Annotated in this window: 19 protein-coding genes and 1 pseudogene; 11 read left to right on the top strand and 9 right to left on the bottom strand. The window is 47.8% G+C overall.

The genetic code is table 11. From position 1 onward, the window contains the following. Positions 1-10: 10 nt before the first annotated feature. From E3E25_RS08940 to E3E25_RS08930, 3 genes are all read right to left on the bottom strand, one after another. Positions 11-1,969: an alpha-amylase/4-alpha-glucanotransferase domain-containing protein gene (locus E3E25_RS08940; protein ID WP_167893160.1), complete on the bottom strand. Its 1,959-nt coding sequence runs from the start codon at positions 1,967-1,969 to the stop codon at positions 11-13. A 61-nt stretch (positions 1,970-2,030) separates the two neighbouring features. Next, a complete protein-coding gene (locus E3E25_RS08935; RefSeq protein WP_167892940.1) occupies positions 2,031-2,684 on the bottom strand; it encodes a diacylglycerol/polyprenol kinase family protein in 654 nt (217 codons plus the stop codon). Further along, a complete protein-coding gene (locus E3E25_RS08930; protein ID WP_167892939.1) occupies positions 2,656-3,354 on the bottom strand; it encodes an HAD family hydrolase in 699 nt (232 codons plus the stop codon). The genes E3E25_RS08935 and E3E25_RS08930 overlap by 29 nt, the downstream gene beginning before the upstream one ends. A 73-nt stretch (positions 3,355-3,427) precedes the next feature. Between E3E25_RS08930 and E3E25_RS08925 the strand changes: the two genes are divergently transcribed. The 5 genes from E3E25_RS08925 (at position 3,428) to E3E25_RS11515 (ending at position 6,531) form a co-directional block, all read left to right on the top strand. Then, positions 3,428-3,679: a DUF131 domain-containing protein gene (locus E3E25_RS08925; protein ID WP_167892938.1), complete on the top strand. Its 252-nt coding sequence runs from the start codon at positions 3,428-3,430 to the stop codon at positions 3,677-3,679. A 1-nt stretch (position 3,680) separates the two neighbouring features. Next, positions 3,681-4,856 (top strand): cation:proton antiporter, encoded by a 1,176-nt coding sequence (locus E3E25_RS08920; protein WP_167892937.1) that lies wholly within the window; start codon positions 3,681-3,683, stop codon positions 4,854-4,856. 37 nt (positions 4,857-4,893) lie between these two features. After that, positions 4,894-6,048, top strand: coding sequence for a tyrosine decarboxylase MfnA (mfnA, locus tag E3E25_RS08915; protein ID WP_167892936.1), 1,155 nt, complete (start codon positions 4,894-4,896; stop codon positions 6,046-6,048). A gap of 87 nt (positions 6,049-6,135) precedes the next feature. Next, positions 6,136-6,324 carry a CopG family transcriptional regulator gene (locus tag E3E25_RS08910; RefSeq protein ID WP_370456683.1) on the top strand — a complete coding sequence of 63 codons (189 nt, stop codon included), beginning with the start codon at positions 6,136-6,138 and terminating at the stop codon, positions 6,322-6,324. A gap of 9 nt (positions 6,325-6,333) precedes the next feature. Next, entirely contained in the window at positions 6,334-6,531 is a 198-nt protein-coding gene (locus tag E3E25_RS11515; protein WP_206204691.1) for a type II toxin-antitoxin system PemK/MazF family toxin, read from the top strand. A 151-nt stretch (positions 6,532-6,682) separates the two neighbouring features. Here E3E25_RS11515 and E3E25_RS08900 read toward each other — a convergent pair whose 3' ends face one another. Beyond that, the gene (locus E3E25_RS08900) at positions 6,683-7,543 is read right to left on the bottom strand and encodes a cation diffusion facilitator family transporter (protein ID WP_167892935.1); all 861 of its coding nucleotides are present in this window, start codon (positions 7,541-7,543) and stop codon (positions 6,683-6,685) included. A 285-nt stretch (positions 7,544-7,828) separates the two neighbouring features. Between E3E25_RS08900 and E3E25_RS08895 the strand changes: the two genes are divergently transcribed. The 3 genes from E3E25_RS08895 to E3E25_RS08885 all read left to right on the top strand — a co-directional run bounded on the left by E3E25_RS08895 (position 7,829) and on the right by E3E25_RS08885 (position 9,847). Further along, on the top strand, positions 7,829-8,041 hold the full coding sequence (locus E3E25_RS08895) for a hypothetical protein (protein WP_167892934.1): 213 nt from the start codon (positions 7,829-7,831) through the stop codon (positions 8,039-8,041). A gap of 109 nt (positions 8,042-8,150) precedes the next feature. Then, complete coding sequence (locus E3E25_RS08890) at positions 8,151-8,480, top strand: PIN domain-containing protein (protein ID WP_240910805.1); 330 nt, start codon at positions 8,151-8,153, stop codon at positions 8,478-8,480. 131 nt (positions 8,481-8,611) lie between these two features. Next, positions 8,612-9,847 carry a flippase gene (locus E3E25_RS08885; RefSeq protein ID WP_167892933.1) on the top strand — a complete coding sequence of 412 codons (1,236 nt, stop codon included), beginning with the start codon at positions 8,612-8,614 and terminating at the stop codon, positions 9,845-9,847. Here the strand turns inward: E3E25_RS08885 and E3E25_RS08880 are convergent. Genes E3E25_RS08880 through E3E25_RS08870 form a run of 3 tightly spaced genes read right to left on the bottom strand, consistent with a single transcriptional unit; the run spans position 9,809 to position 13,214 of the window. Further along, on the bottom strand, positions 9,809-10,903 hold the full coding sequence (locus E3E25_RS08880) for a polysaccharide pyruvyl transferase family protein (protein WP_167892932.1): 1,095 nt from the start codon (positions 10,901-10,903) through the stop codon (positions 9,809-9,811). The two genes, E3E25_RS08885 and E3E25_RS08880, sit on opposite strands and share 39 nt — an antisense overlap. A 2-nt stretch (positions 10,904-10,905) precedes the next feature. Next, a complete protein-coding gene (locus E3E25_RS08875) occupies positions 10,906-12,129 on the bottom strand; it encodes a glycosyltransferase family 4 protein (RefSeq protein ID WP_240910804.1) in 1,224 nt (407 codons plus the stop codon). Beyond that, positions 12,069-13,214 (bottom strand): glycosyltransferase family 4 protein, encoded by a 1,146-nt coding sequence (locus tag E3E25_RS08870; RefSeq protein ID WP_167892931.1) that lies wholly within the window; start codon positions 13,212-13,214, stop codon positions 12,069-12,071. Before E3E25_RS08870 ends, E3E25_RS08875 begins: the two co-directional genes overlap by 61 nt. 57 nt (positions 13,215-13,271) lie before the next feature. Here E3E25_RS08870 and E3E25_RS08865 point away from each other — a divergent pair, with 57 nt between their 5' ends. The 3 genes and pseudogenes from E3E25_RS08865 to E3E25_RS08855 all read left to right on the top strand — a co-directional run. Beyond that, on the top strand, positions 13,272-14,555 hold the full coding sequence (locus tag E3E25_RS08865) for a UDP-glucose/GDP-mannose dehydrogenase family protein (RefSeq protein WP_167893158.1): 1,284 nt from the start codon (positions 13,272-13,274) through the stop codon (positions 14,553-14,555). Beyond that, positions 14,552-15,427, top strand: a complete 876-nt coding sequence (galU, locus tag E3E25_RS08860) for a UTP--glucose-1-phosphate uridylyltransferase GalU (RefSeq protein ID WP_167892930.1) — start codon at positions 14,552-14,554, stop codon at positions 15,425-15,427. The genes E3E25_RS08865 and galU overlap by 4 nt, the downstream gene beginning before the upstream one ends. Then, positions 15,420-15,827: pseudogene (locus E3E25_RS08855) on the top strand (glycosyltransferase family 2 protein); the annotation flags it as partial. The gene galU and the pseudogene E3E25_RS08855, both read left to right, overlap by 8 nt. Here the strand turns inward: E3E25_RS08855 and E3E25_RS08850 are convergent. Beyond that, on the bottom strand, positions 15,827-17,053 hold the full coding sequence (locus tag E3E25_RS08850) for a prenyltransferase/squalene oxidase repeat-containing protein (protein ID WP_167892929.1): 1,227 nt from the start codon (positions 17,051-17,053) through the stop codon (positions 15,827-15,829). The pseudogene E3E25_RS08855 and the gene E3E25_RS08850 sit on opposite strands and share 1 nt — an antisense overlap. After that, entirely contained in the window at positions 17,050-18,297 is a 1,248-nt protein-coding gene (locus E3E25_RS08845; protein WP_167892928.1) for a glycosyltransferase family 4 protein, read from the bottom strand. Before E3E25_RS08845 ends, E3E25_RS08850 begins: the two co-directional genes overlap by 4 nt. Positions 18,298-18,299 lie beyond the last annotated feature (2 nt).

The raw sequence follows: 18,299 nt of genomic DNA, 5'->3' as shown, positions 1-18,299 counted from the left end.
AATCAGGGGCTCAAAGCTCCCTGAACCTGATCCTAAACCTCAGCTCCCCATCCACCGGGAACAGCAGGGTATAGCTTACGCCCTGCTGGATGAAGTCCCAGCCGGCTTCGCTCTGGCTGAGGGTCTTTACCGGGTACTTCCAGACCTTTGCCTTTTTGTCGAGCTCTATCCCTACCTTTCCGATGCCATACGGGTCGTTCACCTCGAACTTGTCGGCCTCGAACTCTTCCGGCTGTTCCATGACGCTGTGGACGGCCAGGTTAAGCTCAACGCCGAAGAGGGCTTTGGTCTCACTCCCCACGGTGTAATCAACGACGAAGCCATCCTCTGCCAGGCGGAAGGTCTTCTCCACCTTCGCCGGCCTTCCGGAGACGGTGCCGTCCCTCTCGAGGGTGACGCCGCCCTCAAAAAGGCTGTAGTCATAGGCACCCGTCACGAAGTCCCCGAGCTCGATGTGCCTGTTGAGGCGATACTCCTCGAGTGCCGTCTCCGGGTCGAGGAAGTGGTCCTGCAGGATGGCCCTCAGGTGGTCGTCGTAGGCAAGTTCACGTCTTATCTCGTCCGGGATTTTCCTGCCGACCTCGTGTATGCTCGCTACGCCATCCCCGTCTTCCTCCTCTGGAGTGGCCGCCTCGGGAACCTCGTGGTAGTGCTCCCAGCGCCTCGCGAGAACGTCGTTGTAGTTTACCGCCTTTTTCTTCGAGCTGAGTTCGAAGAGCGCTCCACCATAGGAGGGTTTAAACACCGCGTAAAAACTTTCATTCTCCAGAAAGACCTCATCCCGTCCGTCGAAGTCTATATCCCTAACGAAGGTTCCAATCTTTACGTGGCTATTCGCCTTTATGAGGTTCTCCCATATCGCCCTGCGGAGGTGGGGGAGGTAGACGCCTCCAAAGACACCGTGCCAGTAGGCGTCGTTGCACTGAGCTCTGAATAGGAAGTGCCTCGCTTCGGGGTTATTGCGGACGAGCTTGCTCACCATGAGCATACGCTTGTGCATGTAGTTGCTCTCCGGGTACTTGAGGAAGAAGTTCTTCCAGATGCCACCTCTGACGAAAACGCGGTAGCGCTCGAACTGGCCCTGCTCCTTAAGCGTCTCGACGAACTCAACGAAGAGCTTTGCCTGCGCTGCCGGCAGAGACCACTCGCTCATCTCGAAGTAGGAAGCTATCGGAAGGTAGACTATGCCCCTCGGTTTAAATCTGGAAAGATACTCCGAGTAGAGGGTCAGGTGTATTCCTTCATCACTCGAAATCCGGTCGAAGAACTCCCTGAGCCAGCCCTTTTCATACACCCACTCATGGGTTCCTGGCCAGACACCGAACTTCTCACCGTCGTCGTGGAAAACGGCAACCTTGCTCTCATCGCCATCCTCCAGGGAGTGGAGGTATTCTATCGTTTTCTTAACGGGACGGAAGGGAATGAGGTAACGCAGCTTCTCGTCTATGGGAAAGACCGCTATAACCTCCCCTCCATCCTCGGTGTAGTACGGCCAGAAGAGCTCCTCCTTACTCAGCCCGGCACTCATGAAGTGGTAATCGTCAACGATCACGTACTCTATGCCCGCCTGGCGGAGGCTCTTGACGAGTTCGGGCTGCCAGACGCGCTCGGTCAGCCAGGCACCCTTTGAGTCGTAGCCGAGCTTTTTGGCGAAGTCCTTGAGAAGCTTAATCTGCTCTATCCTGTCCTCCTTCGGAATCGCCGCCAGAACGGGTTCGTAAAAGCCCGCAACCACTATCTCAAGCTGTCCCTTCCTCACAAGGGAACGGAGAAGATCAATGTACTCCGGCCGGTTTTCATCCAGCCACTCAAGGAGGGGACCGCTTATGTGAACCGCGACCTTCATGTTCGGGTATTCTTCGAGTATCTCCATAAACGGCCGGTAAGAGCGCTCGTAGGCGCTCTCCAAGACCCAGCCAAAGTTACCGAGAGGCTGATGGTTATGGATCCCGAATATGAAGTTCACCATGGCAACCACCCCTGTTATCACTAGCGGTGATATGGAAAGAAAAGCATATAAACCTTTTTCATCAAACAAACAAGAGGCTCGAAAGATACAGGACTATGGCGATAGCAAGCTGGTTAGAGAAGTTGTCGTCAAGCTGATCCTCGGGAGACTTCCCGGGGGGCAACCCATAGAACTCTACCAGAGCCCCGGCAGATGACCCAAGAACCGCCAGAAGGGGGCCGACCAGGGGGTACAGGATGACCACGCCGGAGAGGAAGTAGGCAAGGCTTCCCTCCAGACTCTTCCCATTGCTGAAGCGGTGTCTACCCAGGGATTTCCCTATTATGGCCGCCAAAGCATCTCCAACGGTTGCGATGGTTATGGCGCCGATAGCGATCTCCTCTGGGAAGAAATAGACCACTATGAAGGCCGCCGCGGCAAAGTATATGTGCGCCGCCACGCGATAGCGCTCGTGACTTCTGGTTATCTCGTCGATCTGCTTCTCGAGAACCTCCATGCGCTCCATGACATCGTTGTCCACGTATATCTTGAGCCTCCTTTTTATGTTGTCCCTCAGCTCCTCGATTATCCTGAAGGGTTCGAGCACAACGAAGATGAAGAACGCAAGGCCAATGAACGTTAGTGTGAGATCCCGCCCAAAGAGCAGGTAGGAGATCGGAACCAGCAGGCCTGTGAGGTGGAGGGACTTACGCTTCAGCTCGCTTTTCATGCTCATTCCTTATCACCTCCAGAGCCTCCGTGAGGTTCCCCACAACGTAATCGGCGTGCTTGGGGCGCCTCCCCTTGAAATATCCCCTCTGAACAAGTATCGTGGTGGCCCCTATCTCCTTCCCGCCCCTCATGTCGGTATCGTCCCTGTCGCCCACCATGTAAACCTCGTCCTCGTGCGGAAAGAGCCGCCTGGCTAGGCGAAAGTTGTGAGGGTCGAGCTTGCTGTGGCCGGTTTCGCCGCTTATTATGAGGGCATCGAAATAGTCCTTTATGCCCAGGTATTCGAGCTTCTTCCTCTGCCACCGGGTTGAGGAGTCAGTCACGAGAACCACCTTCGCCCCCATGCGTTTCAGCGCCTCAAGGAAAGGCACCGCGTCCGGGAAGAGCCGAAGGTTTGAGAAGAACACCCTGTCTATAAGCTCCTGCATCTCCTCAAGCTCCCTGGGAGAGATTTTGGCGTAGACTTTCTCCAAGAGGTTCTCCACGATTTTATCCAGGTCCATCATGTGAAACTCACGCGACTGCTCCAGCTCGCGGTAACGGGCGGTGAGTATGTAGAAGAAAGCCTTAAACTTCCTCCGTTTTAGCAGAAAGGGGATAAGACGGAGTATCGTGTACTTCCCGGCCTCCCACGTGTTGCACAGGGTATCGTCGAGATCAACGAGCACAAGCATATTAGAGAATCCTTTCCCGGGATTTAAATCCTTTGGGTTAAGTTTTAAAAGATGAGGGGAAAGTCTCCAACGTATGGACAAGGGAAGCCTGCTCATAATGACGGGCATGGGAATGATAATGCTCGGATTCTTGCTAGTCTTTATTGGAACGGTCATCTCGGCCCTTGGCGGCGAGGGTGAGGTGGAAAGCGGCGGGGTCATAATGATAGGACCCATACCGATAGTCTTCGGAACGAGCAGAGGTGCCGCTGGAATGGCAATTATACTGGCGATAATCCTGATGGCGCTCTGGGTGATAGGGGCTCTGCTCATGAGGAGGGGATGACGTGGACTTCTTGCTGGCCCTGGCAATTCTCTTGGTGGTTGCGAAGAGCATCGAGTGGCTCTTCGAAAAGGTCGAGATACACCCGATAATAGCCCACGTGCTGACTGGAATACTCCTCGGTCCCTTCGTCCTGGGCCTCATAGAGCCGAGCGAGGAGCTGGGAGTTCTGGCAAGGTTTGGCCTGATAATGATGATGCTCTACATGGGGCTCACCAGCAACTTCGCGGCGATAGCCCAGAACACCAAGAAGGCCGTGGTGGTTGCCAGCCTCGGAGTCGCGTTCTCCTTTGTACTGGGCTTTCTCACGGTGCTCTACTTCGGGAAGGGTACAACTGCGGCGATATTCATAGGAATAACCCTCGGCAACACGGCGATAGAGGTGACGAGCGGCGTACTCGTGAAGGAACGTGTGAGGAGAGAGGTCTCATCGATACTCATGGGGGCAGCGTTTGCCGACGACATAATGGCGGTTTACCTCATAGGTATAATCACCGCTCTGGCGGGAGGAGGGCTCGACGCGGCTTCCTTTGGAATACTAACGGTTAAGATATTCGCATTCATAGCCGCAACGCTTCTCATCTCAGAGTACATCTTCAAAAGGGCCAAGTGGTTCTACTCGATAGTCAGGAACCTGAACGTATTCTTCACTTTCACCCTCATCCTGACCTTTGCGCTCGCGATCATAGCGGAGAAGGCTGGCCTCAACCAGATAATCGGCGCTTACCTGGCGGGACTCACGATAAGCAGACTCCGCGAGAGGAAGGACCCACTCGTGGTCACGAGGATAAAGCTGAACGAGCTGATTGAAGACCTCCAGGTGGTCCTCACTGAGTTCTTCATACCGCTGTTCTTCATCTACGTGGGGCTGATGTTCAACCCACCTCTCACGGACATAAGCCTGAGCCTCATAGCGGCCCTTTATCTGTCCGCGGTTCTCGGGAAGCTCCTCGGCTGCGGCCTGGGGAGCCGGCTCTTCGGCCTCGGCTGGAGGGACTCAATCCTCGTGGGAATCGGAATGGGTGGAAGGGGGAGCCTGGAGCTGGCCATACTCACCTTTGGTCTGAGTGCTGGACTGATAGACCAGGTCCTCTTCGCCAGCGTTATAGCCGTCTCAATGCTTACCGCACTGACAACCCCGTTATTCTTCAAGGCCTATATCCAGAGGGCAAAAGCTTAAATTCATACGGGATGAGTAGTGCCCGGCTGGTGAGAGGATGTTCCCGAGGAGAGGCGCGAGTGAAAAAGAGGTTCTTGAGGAGCTTGAGGAAAAAACGTCCCCCGACCTTACATTTGATTCAGGGCGGATACTCGGTTCGATGTGCACATACCCTCACCCCCTTGCCATTGAAGTAGTGAGGCGCTACATAGACAGGAACCTCGGCGATCCGGGCCTGCATGTGGGCAGCCAGAGGGTCGAGGACGAGGCCGTGGGAATGCTCTCAGAGCTCTTAGGTCTAAAAAGGGGCTACGGCCACATAGTTTCTGGAGGAACCGAGGCGAACATTTTAGCTGTGAGGGCCTTCCGGAACATCGCCAAGACGGAGAACCCTGAACTGATCCTCCCCGCGAGTGCCCACTTCTCCTTCCTGAAGGCGAGCGAGATGCTTGGGGTGAAACTCGTCTGGGCGAAGCTGAGAGAGGATTACTCCGTCGACGTTAAGGACGTCGAGGCTAAAATCACGGACAACACCATAGGAATCGTCGGCATCGCCGGAACCACCGGGTTGGGTGTGGTAGACGACATTCCCGCTCTGAGTGACCTGGCCCTGGAGTATGGCCTTCCTCTCCACGTGGATGCCGCCTTTGGCGGCCTTGTGATACCCTTCGCAAAGAAGCTCGGCTACAAGATTCCAGACTTTGACTTCCGGCTGAAGGGTGTGAAGAGCATAACCATAGACCCCCACAAGATGGGCATGGTGCCCATTCCTGCCGGGGGGATAATCTTCAGGGAAAAGAGATTCCTTGAGGCGATAAGCGTTCCCGCGCCATACTTAGCTGGGGGGAAGGTGTGGCAGGCCACTATAACGGGAACCCGGCCGGGTGCGAGTGCATTAGCCGTGTGGGCAATGATAAAGCACCTGGGCTTCGAAGGCTACAAGGAGATCGTGAGGAGGGCAATGGAGCTTAGCAGATGGTTCGCCTCCGAATTGAAGCGGATTCCCGGCGTTTACCTCATCCGCGAACCGGTTCTCAACATCGTTTCCTTCGGAACCGAGAACCTTAAGGAAGTGGAGGAGGAGCTGAAAAGGCGTGGCTGGGGTATAAGCGCGCACCGCGGTTACGTCAGGATAGTTATGATGCCCCACGTTAAGAAAGAGCACCTGGAGGCGTTTTTGGAGGATTTGAGGGGAGTGGTGAAAGCTTTTTAAATGTGTCGGACAAACTATTCCACAGGTGAGATTATTGGCGACAGGGGTTAAGGTTTCCGTAAGACTTCCCCCAAGCTCGCCAGGGAGATAGACAGACTCGTTGAAGAGGGTCTGTTCAGCAACAGGAGCGACTTTATAAAAGAGGCCATAAGATACTACATCAGAAACGTCAAGGAGAGACTTCGCGAGGATGAGCTGTGGATTCTCAGGGCCGTCGAGGAGACCCTCAAGGAAGACTGGGAAAGCGAGAGCGATCGCTTCTGGGATGACTACTGAGGTGAAACCATGCTCAAAAGAGGGGAGATAGTGCTCCTCCCGTTTCCCTTTAACGACCTGAGAAGGGCCAAAACCCGGCCCGCCCTGATAGTCTCCAGCGAAAAGTTCAACTCAATAAGCAACGCTGTAATCGTCCTTCAGATAACCTCCAATCTAAAAAGCGGTTTCAAGGAACTGAACGTCCAGATCTCCGATGAAGATGTCTAGAGATACCCTGGGACGAAGCCAATAATTCCAAGCATCGTCAAGCCGTACGTGATATTCTCGATAAACAAACGGCTTATAATCAAGAGGATAGGCCTCCTGAAGGAACACAAGATGAAAGAGATCCAGGAGTCAATGAGAAGGATCCTTGAGTTTACTCCGTAACCCCCTTTATGTCCACGTGGACAAAGGCGACCTCCACCTCTGGGATTTCCTCTATTCTCTTCTTGACCTCCTCGCTGACGTCGTGGGCCTCCTTGAGGGAAAGGCTCTCCGGGACTTCAATGTGGAGCTCAACATGGAGCTTGTTCCCAACATAGTGGGCCCTCAGGTCGTGAACGCCGAGAACTTTGGGAACGCCAAGGGCAGTCTTCTTTATCCTCTCGCAGACCTCAAAGGGCGGGGCCTGGCCGGTCAGGTAACGGACATTCTCAAGGATTATCCCTATCGAGACCTTCACAAGAAACGCGGCCACCACCAGACCGGCAAGGGAATCGCCGTACTGGAAGCCGAGTTTTTGGGCTCCGAGACCAACGAGAACCGCAACGCTGCTCAGAGCGTCGCTCCTGTGGTGGTAAGCGTCAGCTACGAGTATCTGGCTGTTGAGCCTTTTTCCAACGTAAACCGAATAGCGGAACATGGCCTCCTTGGAGAGAATGGAGAGAACCGTGACGCCGAGCATTATGGAGCTTACCTCTATTGTTCCACCTTCAATGATTCTGTAAACGGCATCGCGACCTATCTCGTAGGCGACTATGAGGAGCGCCTCACCGATTAAGAAGGCCACCAGGGGTTCAAAGCGGGAGTGGCCGAATGGATGGCTTTTGTCAGGGGGCTTCGAGGAGATCCTTATCCCCGCGTAGCCTATGATGCTCGTTATGACATCGCTCAGGGAGTGGACTCCGTCCGAGATAAGGGCGATGCTGGAATACATGAAACCCACTGCTAGCTTGAGCAGGGAAAGGAGGACATTGCCAAGGATGCTGACCCATATGGGCCTGTATATCTCCTCCACAGTATCACCACAATTTTGTGCATATGCACACAATATTTAAAACTTTTCAAACTGACGTTGGAACCAAACCTTATTAGGTTTTCCAATTTTATTAGGTTAATCGAAAAAACCAGAAGTGAGCAACGTGGTCAGTCCGTCACTCCATCATCACGAGCCTCAGGTAAGGCTGAACTCATCATCCCGAAAAAGGTTGGAGATGGGCCTTAAAAAATTAATTCAAAAAGCAAGCACGAGCTGACAAAAACGTTATTTACCATTGCCTCCGTAATCTAATGTGGTGGGAGAATGGGAAAGGTAACGGTCGAGCTTAACATTCCCGACGAGATCCTCAGGAGTATTGACATGGCCAGAATAAAACGAATCGTCGAAAGGGAAATAGAAATCGAATACGCGGCCAAGAAACTTCATGGGAGATTTAAAGGAATTGACCTCAGGAAGATCCTCAGAGAGGTAGAGGACGAATGGACGGTTTGGGTGCCTTTGTGGACACAAACGTGATTATAGAACACTTAACGGGCAACCTCGACATTTTAGAGGTAAGGGAGAGGTTTAATGTTCTGTACTCAAATAGCATTGTCTTCAGCGAATCACTCATAGTCTCAGAGCCTTGACAGGGGAAAGGCCGTATACCCTCAAGCACAAACCTGAACTCGTTAGGACTCATCAAACTGAACTCAAGGACTTTTTGAAATCCTTTGAAATTTTCACAGAGCTTGAGATAAACCGAAGCGTCGAGACGCTCGCCGTCGAATATATGGCGAAATACGGCCTACTACCAAACGATGCCATTATTCTAGCAACTTGCAAGTTTTATGGAGTTAAGTATCTTATTTCCTTTGACAGCGATTTTGCAGAAGCGTGCAGTGGAGAAGGGATAGTTCTACTAAGCTCACTTGAAGAGCTCTCAAAAATCACTGAAGAAGGGGAAGAAACTTAAACTGCTCAGCGATCACCTTTCCTTCCTCATCGGTCGGTTCGCCCATCAATCATCATCGCGGTTGACTGTTCTCGTGGGAGCTTAAAATAATTGCCCAAAGGTTTTTGTATCCCAAAGGCATTCTAAACTCGATGTCGGAGAGCTTGAAACTGAGGCTGATAAAAAACGCCGGCTGGCTCTTTGGTGCGGAGATATTTTCAAAACTCCTAGCCTATGGAATAATAGTCCTCTTGAGCAGAACGCTCGGCCCAGACGGGCTCGGCCAGTACTCATTCATCTTCTACTACGTTGGCCTGCTGGGGATATTCTCAGACCTCGGAGTTGGCTTCTACTTCATGAGGGAAGTTGCAAGGGATAAATCAAAACTCGGAGAGCTGTTGCCCGATGTCCTCGGCTTCAAGATAGTCCTAGCAATCCTCAACTTCGGGATAATAGTTCTTATAACACTCTTCCTCCCCAAGCCCGAATGGATAAAGCTCCTCATAGTTCTGGCAGGAGCGGAAGCAATGCTAACCTGGATATCCTATCTCTTTGTTCGGATAACCTACGCCCATGAGGTCACCAAGTACGAGGCCATAGCGAGAACCGTCGAGAGGGTCTGGGCCTTCTTCATTGGTGGAGCTGTCCTGTGGTATTTTAAAGAGCTTTCTCCGTTCGTGGCAGTTCTTCTGGTCGGATACATAATAAGGGAACTCCTCAGGATAAGGTGGGGCCTCAGCTTCGTTCCGGGAAAGATTGTGGTTAGGTTCCGTCCAGCAGAATGGGCGAACCTCCTCAGGAAGTCCTACCCCTTCTGGCTGATTGGGCTCTTCACGCTCATCTACTACCGCACGGACATGGTGATGCTAAACCTTCTCAGGGGAGATTATGAGACGGGAATTTACCGGGCGGCTTACATGTGGATTCAGGTTGCGATGCTAGTTCCCAACGTCGTGATACCAACAACACTACCCTCCATGGCGAGACTGCACAAGGAAGATCAAAAAACCCTCAAAGTTCTGTTCAAGAAGAGCTTTCAGGTTTTACTCCTACTCGGCCTTGCCGGCACTGCAGGATACTATCTTTTCGCAAAGCCCGGAATCCTCTTCGTATTCGGGAAGAAGTTTTTGGAGAGCATCCCAGTGCTGAGGATTTTAGCATTTGCAATCCCCTTCATGTTCCTGAACTCCCTCTTCGGGAGCTACATGAACGCCACAGGAAGGGAGCTTACCTTTACCAAGATAACTGGCTTTACAGCCCTGCTCAACGTAGTGCTTAACTACATCCTCATACTCCACTATGGGGCTACCGGTGCGGCGGTGGCGACGGTGGTGAGTCAGGGAGCGGCGTTATTGGTATCTTTTGAGATCATCCAAGATATCACGTAACAAACTTACCATTTCTTTTTTTCTCCGAGTTAAAGTTCCTTTCTTCACATGAACTGAATGATCCTCCTTAACGTAAAGCCCTGCATTTTCAAACAAAAACGCTCGTGGAGTCTTAAAATAGAACCACGAAGGAGTATCAAAAGAAGTCGATGCAACAATTGCATGAACCCGATCAGAATGTACCTCTAAAGCGTTACTATATAAGAAAAGATAATCTTCAATGTTATCAGACATGAAAATATTCTCTCTCTTTAGAAAGTTTGGATCCGATGCTAATAATCCTCTTTTTGCGAGAAAATTACGCGAAAATTCAATAAATGTTCGGGAAAAAATGTCGGCAAAGATTGTTAAATATAAGTAGTTAAAAGGCCTATGGGTTACATTAATAACAGGCATTCCTTGGGATATGAACTCCTTTTCAAGTTCAATCCCTCTGGAAATCATTTTATCAAATGTCAAAACTACAAACCCTTTATTACTTTTTGGAGGAGTGTGCCAGTCATTGATGAAGAACCCACAATCAATCCCATTAAATATATACTTAATGTATGATTCTGTGGAATAAATTTCATAAGCTTTTATATCTCTAGTTATTATTGCAATTGGCTTTACTTGATAAAGTATTCTTTTGACATAGCTGGCTGTATTCTCCGAATAATCATTACCTCCCACTCCCAAAAGAATGATTGGGATATTACGTTTTTTCAGCTCATACAATATGGGGGCAAGCCTAGGCAATGAAAATTTATCAAGAATGCACCCTGGAAGAATAGCAACATCAATTGAAGATTCTTTAATTAACGAAACAGGTAGTTTAAAGGGAGCAGACCAATATTCAGGAACGGACTTTTCAACATCACTTCGTTTTAGCTTTAACTCAAGATTACGCGCTAAACTGTATGAATATTTAGAGTACCCTACATGTAACATATATGAACTAAACTCATAAATCACAGCATCAGGAACTGCATGATTAACCAATGCTTTTGCACCGTTTTCTATTATTTCATTTCCAATATTAATTTTCCATGTTTTAACAAGAAGGATATTCACCACAGTTAACCCCTCCACAAGATATTATAAGTCTCTAAAATTTCCTTAGCTATCTTCCCCCATGTAAACTGTTCCGCATATCTCCTTATCTTATCCCCGTCCCACTCCTTATCGAGGGCTATTAAAATTTTCTCTGCAAGGCACTCCGGATCAGCAGGTGGACATAATAAACCATAATCCTCAGAGGCTACAATCTCTGGAACCCCTCCAACAGCCGTGCCAACAAAGGGTAAACCAACTCCAAGAGCCTCAAACATAACCGTTGGATTGCCCTCATTCAAGCTCGGCAGGACAAAAAGATCAGCGGCATTCATCCAAAGTGGAATCTCAGAATGAGGCCGAGCACCTACAAGCCTGACTATCCCCTCAAGGTTAAGCCCCCTAATCTGAGCCTCCAGACCTTTCCTTAACGGACCATTGCCCACAATATAGAGCACCACGTTTTTTTCAACACCCGCTATTTTCCTGATTGATTCTATGAGGTACCTGTGACCTTTAACAAGAACCAAATTTGCAACGTTTAGCAACACCCTTTTATCTCGAGGTATCCCGAGAGTTACCCTTGCCTCGAATTTGTCCATGGGCCTGAATAAGTTAGAATCAAACCCATTCGGAATCACGCTTAATTTGTCTTTTGGGACACCAAGATTTTCTGTAAGTATCTGAAAGTTGCTTTTACTGACAGTGATTATGTGATTTGCAGAATTCAGTGCAAACCTGATTTTCTCAAACCATTCCCCGCTACGGAATGGAACCTCATAAACGTCATAGCCATGGGCTGTGATAATTAAAGGAGCATTAAATTCCCTTTTGAGTAAGGCTCCAGCATACCCGCTCGGCCAAGTGAAATGGGCATGAATGAGGTCAAACTCAAGCTTTTCACCGGTGATAACCTTCAAAGCAGCCTTGAAGAAGTTATCTCCAAGTCTTTTTCTAAAGAACTCCACAGGGATATGGAAGAATCTGGGGTAATATATCCGGACATTATCATATTCATAGTCCCGCAACGTTCTCCTATAACCAACTGGTTGAGGTGATATTACATAAATTTCGTTAAAATACTCTTTGAGAGCGTCCACATTACCTTTCACAAAGGGCTGGAGTGGATACTCCCTAGTAGGAAATCCGTTTGAGATCACAAGCAGGTTTTTATCTCCAAATGTACCCTTCATTCTACCACCTGTTTGTATATTTTGATTATTTTCTTCTCCTGCCTTTCCCACACCCATTTCTCACGGAAAGGTCTCACACTAAATTTTAAATCTTTGGCTTTTTCAATGGCCCTCTCAAGTTTTTCTGGGGTGAGTCCCTCTAAAGGAACACCACACCGATAGATAGTCACAAAATCCTCCATGAGAGAGTCCCCGTTGACTATGGAGGGCACCCCAAGAAAAGCGCTCTCAAAAACCTTAACGGTTATCGTTCTCTTCACGTTCTCCGTAGGCGGAAAATATGAATACAGGACATCACAGAGATTATAGTAGTTGGGTATAAGCTCGTATGGAACATTACCTGTGAACTCGACCTCAACCTCAGGGTAATTCTTCGCTAGTTTTTCAACATCCCTTTGAGATTTTCCACCCCCAACAAAGAGAAGTTTGTATCCTCTTTTTCTTGCAACTTCAAATAGGGGCACAAAGTTGCTAACGGTTCTTATTGATCCAATATAACCCACGGTTAGGCGGTTGCTTTTTTTCAGGTTCAAACGGGGGTAATGGGAGAACATTGAATGCATTGGAGTATTCCAAACAACCTTTATTTTGTTAGGGAGAACCCCAGAGGAGACATAGAATTCCTTGAAGCCTTCATGACTTCCCCCCATGGACTTAGTGACAACTATAACGATATCTGCCCACTTTGCAAAAGTTACCTCCAGGAAATGCAGAAAACGCTGGATAAAACCGTGTGAGCTTTTCTCTTTGAGTAGAGAGATCCTAGTAAAGTATATGTCGTGGATGTCGTAAACCCACTTCTTTTTTCGGAGAAGTTTAAGAACAGCTCCAAGAAAAGCTGTATCAAAATCATGGGTATGGATTACATCAAAGTCCATTTTCAACAATGACGAGAGTGCTTTTAGGTAAAATACTGGTAAAGAAACCAAAAAACTCAAGATAGACCCATATCTGGATCTGACCCTGATCCTTTTAACGTGTATTCCCTCTATCTCCTCATTTTCAGAATGGATACCCTCTCTATCCCACGCAAGTATTGTAACCTCATATCCATATTTCACAAGGGTTCTAGCTTCTTTATACACCCGGGGATCAACCTTAAATGGATTCGAAAGGGTCATTACGATTTTCTTGTTCCCCATAGTTCCCCTCTCGCTAAATTTATATCCTTCAATGCAAACCTGAGAAAGGTGGAGATTATGAAGGTTTCGGTCATCGGCTCTGGTTACGTTGGTCTCGTTACGGGAATGGGTTTCATCAAGCTGGGAAATGAAGTCATATTCGTGGACGTTGATGAGAGAAAAATCACAATGACAAACAACGCTCAGCCTCCAATCTACGAGGAGGGCCTCGAAGAACTCATGAAAGAGTTTAGGGGAAAGTATTACGCAACAAAAGACTACCGCGAGGCAATCCTCAACTCAGACGTTACATTCATAGCCGTGGGAACACCATCAAGAGAGGACGGCTCGATAGACTTGAAGTACGTCGAGTCAGCGGCGAAGGCAATCGGGGAAGCACTCAAGGAGAAGGACTCGTACCACGTTATCGTCGTGAAGAGCACGGTCCTGCCGGGCACGACGGAAGAGGTCGTCAAACCCCTAATCGAAGAGCACTCGGGTAAGAAAGCATTCAGGGATTTTGGCCTCGCGATGAACCCCGAATTCCTGAGGGAGGGCGTGGCACTCAGGGATTTCCTCAACCCGGACAGGGTAGTCATTGGAGTCCAGGACGAGAGGACGAAAGGAGTTTTAGAAAAGCTCTACGAGCCAATAAACGCGCCAAAACTCTTAACGGACATTAAAACCGCCGAAATGATTAAGTACGCGTCAAACGCTTTCCTTGCAACCAAAATAAGCTTCGCCAACGAGATTGGAAACATCTGCAAAAAGCTCGGCATTGACTCGTGGAAAGTCTTTGAAGGCGTTGGATTGGACCACAGGATTAGCCCCCACTTTTTCAGGACTGGCATCGGCTGGGGTGGTTCCTGCTTCCCGAAAGATACGAGGGCATTGATAAGAAAGGCGGAAGAGCTTGGTGAAGAGCCCTTAATCCTGAAGGCTGTAGTTGAAGTGAACGAGAGGCAGCCGTTAAAACTGATTGAACTCATCAAAAAGCACGTTCCAGAGATTAAAGGAAAGACCGTGGGAGTTCTTGGTTTAGCATTCAAACCAGACACTGACGACGTGAGGGAGACGAGGGCTTACCCCGTCATCAAAAAGCTCCTCGAAGAGGGGGTTAGAGTTATAACCTACGATCCCCAAGCCATGGAGAACTTCAGAAAGTTCTACCCCGATATTGGCGAGAAAATAACTTATGCCAACTCTCCCCGTGAAGTTCTTGATGCGACCGATGTAATCTTAATAGTTACCGAGTGGAAGGAGTTTGAAGAGTTGGATTACTCTGGGAAGATAGTGGTTGATGGGAGACGCGTGAAAGCTGCCGAAAAAACCGCTAAGGTTTACGAGGGGGTGTGCTGGTGAGGATTAGGAAGGCGGTTATTCCCGCTGCCGGCCTTGGCACGAGAATGCTTCCAATAACCAAGTCAATGCCCAAGGAAATGCTCCCGATAGTGGACAAGCCGGTAATCCATTACGTTGTTGAAGAAGCAATAAAAGCTGGAATCGATGACATTCTTATAATCACCGGAAAGGGGAAGCGCACTATAGAGGACTACTTTGACAGGAGTTTCGAGCTGGAGTACTACCTGCGAGAAAAGGGCAAGCTTGAGGAGCTCAAGCAGGTTGAAGAGATTGGGGAGATGGTCGACATTTACTATGTGAGGCAGAAGAAGCCTCTCGGGCTTGGGGATGCGATACTTCACGCGGAGAAGCACGTTAACGGCGAGCCCTTCGCCGTCCTCTTAGGCGATGACATAATCGTGAGCGAGAAGCCTGGGATAGGGCAGTTGATTGAAGTTGCCCGGGAGAAAGAAGCGCCCGTTATTGGGGTTGAGAGAGTTCCTCAAGAACTTGTGAGCAGGTACGGTATAGTGGAGGGCGTAAAAATCGGTGATGGACTCTATAGGGTGAATAACCTGGTTGAGAAGCCTTCTCCAAGTGAAGCACCGAGTAATGTTGCCATCATTGGTAGGTACGTTCTGTTTCCGGAGATTTTTGACGCGCTCAGGGAGACTCCCCCCGGCAAAGGCGGAGAAATACAACTCACAGACGCCCTTAAAGTCCTACTACCTCAGCCAATGTTCGCAAAAGAGATAACTGGAAAAAGATACGACGTTGGAAGCAGGTTGGGTTTTGTGAGGGCCAATATTGAGCTCAGTTTGGCCCATGAAGAGTTGAGGGAAGAGATTATATCCCTAATGGGACAGATTATCCAGGAGGTTAGTCATGAGTAGACCTTTGGTCTCGGTTATTATTCCAACATACAACCGTGCCAAGCTCCTGAAAAGGGCCATAGAGAGCGTGCTTAATCAAGAGTTTGAAGACTTTGAATTGATAGTCGTCGATGACGCGTCCCCAGATAGCACCCCAAAAGTTGTTGAAAGCTTTGAAGATGGACGCATCAGGTATGTACGGCTTAAGAGGAACTCAGGGGGGCCAATTGCCAGGAACACAGGTATCAAGAAAGCACGAGGAAAATTTATCGCTCTCCTCGACGATGACGACGAATGGCTCCCCAACAGACTAAACCTCCAGGTAAAGAAATTCGACGCCCTCGAGAAGGATGTGGGAATCGTTTACGGCGGTTTCTATTATGTATCGCAGGAGAGCGGTAGGATAATAGGGAAGCGTCTTCATGGAATCCCACCTTTTAAAAATGTTAATGCATAACTTAAACAATCCAAAACTTCAGATGTCATGAACATGTCAGGGAAGTTCTTAGAAGGCTCAACTGTTGAGGCCTTTATTCCAAAAAGCTTTGTTACAGATTTGAATATCATATCTTCCCTAACATCTTCAGAGAACCTTCTCCTTGCAATCTGCCTATAGACAGCATAACCAAGTCTAAACAGCTTGTGTTTCACAGGATAACTCTCAAGCCAAGCACTCTTAAATGAAACAGCTACATCTCTTGGGAAATCTCTCCACTTTCCTTTCTCCCATCTAAGGACTATATTTGGAGTGTTCTCTCTCAAAATTGGCAATAGTTTTGTCGCATTCTCCAAATATTTCTCATCCCATTGAGATGTGTACACAAAAGATGCAATTCCAAATGCATAAGCTCCCGTAAGATAATAAGCAAACATCAAACCGCTCTTTGACCAATCAAATTTTCCATCATTTCTTTGAACGTTCAAGAGCCATTGCGTTCCCTTGAGCATACACTCCTTAAGCCACTCTTCCCGAATAACTTCTTGAACCTTTGAGAGGTAATAGAGTGTAACACCTTGGTAGTGAATACATGGAACATTCAATGGATATTTCTCATTTCCTCTATTCACTGCATATGGAAATGCCCCATCTTTTTCTTGAAATGTGCACACTCTTCTCGCAGCTCTCTTTGCACCTCCTAACGCTTCTTTATCTCCAAAAACTTTGTAATACTGAGCTAAGAATGCCCCACAGGTTGCATCAACATTAAGATAGTCAGCGGTGTAGAGCTTAGACTTAAGGAAATATCCCCCCCTAATCTCGCTTGATAGAACATAATTCCTCGCTTTCCACAGAGCATTTTCTGTTCTTTCTTTCAGCTCACCCTCTAAATATGGTAGCGCCAAAAGCAATGCTTCTCCAACAAAAGATGTTACGAGAGCCGATTCTTGGTTGTAATTAGGATGAATTTCGTTCCACGACCCGTTTGAGTTCTGACGGAATAACAGAAAACGCACAATCCTCTCAATAATACCTCTTTTACGGTGCCCATACAACCTAATTACGGACTTCAAGTACTCAGCACTAACTCTGTGTCTCACTATCCAAAAAACGGGGTCTTTTATGTAAGCAATCTCGTCTTCAATCACTAAATATTTCTCAGTGTTTTTCAATAGTGCTTTCAAGTACTCAGCAATTTTTGTTTTCATGTTTCTTCCCTCAGAGAGTTCAATATTATGAGGAACTTCTTAGCAGAGTTTTTTCTGCTGAACCTTTTAATATATCTAAGAGCTCGAATCCTTAGTTTTTTAAGATTTGAGTTTAAAAGTTTTATAATGCACTCAGCAACTTCTTCTGGGGTTCTTCCTACGCATCCAGCCCCGCTTTCTTCTGCAATTTTATTTATCTCGCCAACACCAACTCCAATAAACGGCAAGCCACACGCTAAATACTCGTAGATTTTTGATGGAATAGCATATTTCAAACTTTCATCCACTTTTATTGGAGCGACTCCAATAGAAGAGGAGCATAGCAACTTAACAACTTCTTTCCTATGTAGCACTCCAACATGTTCTATCCATTTAGCAATCCCCAGCTTTTCAGCGTTTTTCAATACATCACCAAGTGTTTCTCCCCCACCTGCCAAGATTAGAGGCACTCTCTCATTTTCTTTTAAAAGTGCATATCCTTCCAAAAATGTCCCAAAATCTTGAGCATGTCCAAAGTGTCCTGTGTAAACCATTTGGAGTTTTCTTTTTGATTTGTTGCACTTAAATATCTCCAAATCCACACCATTAGGAATTACATAACATTTAGCAGGATCTATTCCATATTTCTCAACTAATTGGCGCCTTATCTTTGGAGTAACAAGAGTTACAGCGTCTGCTTTTTGGAGAGCTTTCGATTCTAGAAATCTAAATATTCTCTCAACTAAGCTTCCACGGTTTATAAAGCCCAAATTAATACTAACATCTAAAAACATGTCTCTAACATCAACAACAACTTTCTTTCCAAGTAGTTTACCAATAAATGCAACTAAATATAACTGAGGTGGTGGAGTAGTTATCAAAATAATATCAGAAGTATTTTTATTAACAATTAACCATACGCTAGCCAAGAACGGAAAGATAGTGTAATACAAAACTCTCTCAATGCTCGACGCATCTTTCTTCGGCTGATACGTGAACAGCCGAATAATATTTCTGTCTCTCTTGATCAATTTGAACTTCCGGGGAAACGCCCCAAAGGGATATGTTTCAACTGCCGAAATAACAATAACTTCTATCCCGAATTCAGTTAAGTATTTATAAAGATCTCCCATCCTAGAAGAGTTACCTCCTTTTTCCGGTGGAAACGTCTGCGAAAAAATAATCACCCTCCCAACCATGTAAATCCCCCGGTTACTTAGTGTGGAGTCATTGAAAGTCATCAATATTATTCCAAGCTCTATCACAC

This window comes from Thermococcus sp. MAR1 (genome assembly GCF_012027305.1).
Lineage (GTDB): Archaea > Methanobacteriota_B > Thermococci > Thermococcales > Thermococcaceae > Thermococcus.
Note: the sequence above shows the minus strand (reverse complement) of the source record. Positions and strands in the feature narration are given on the sequence as shown.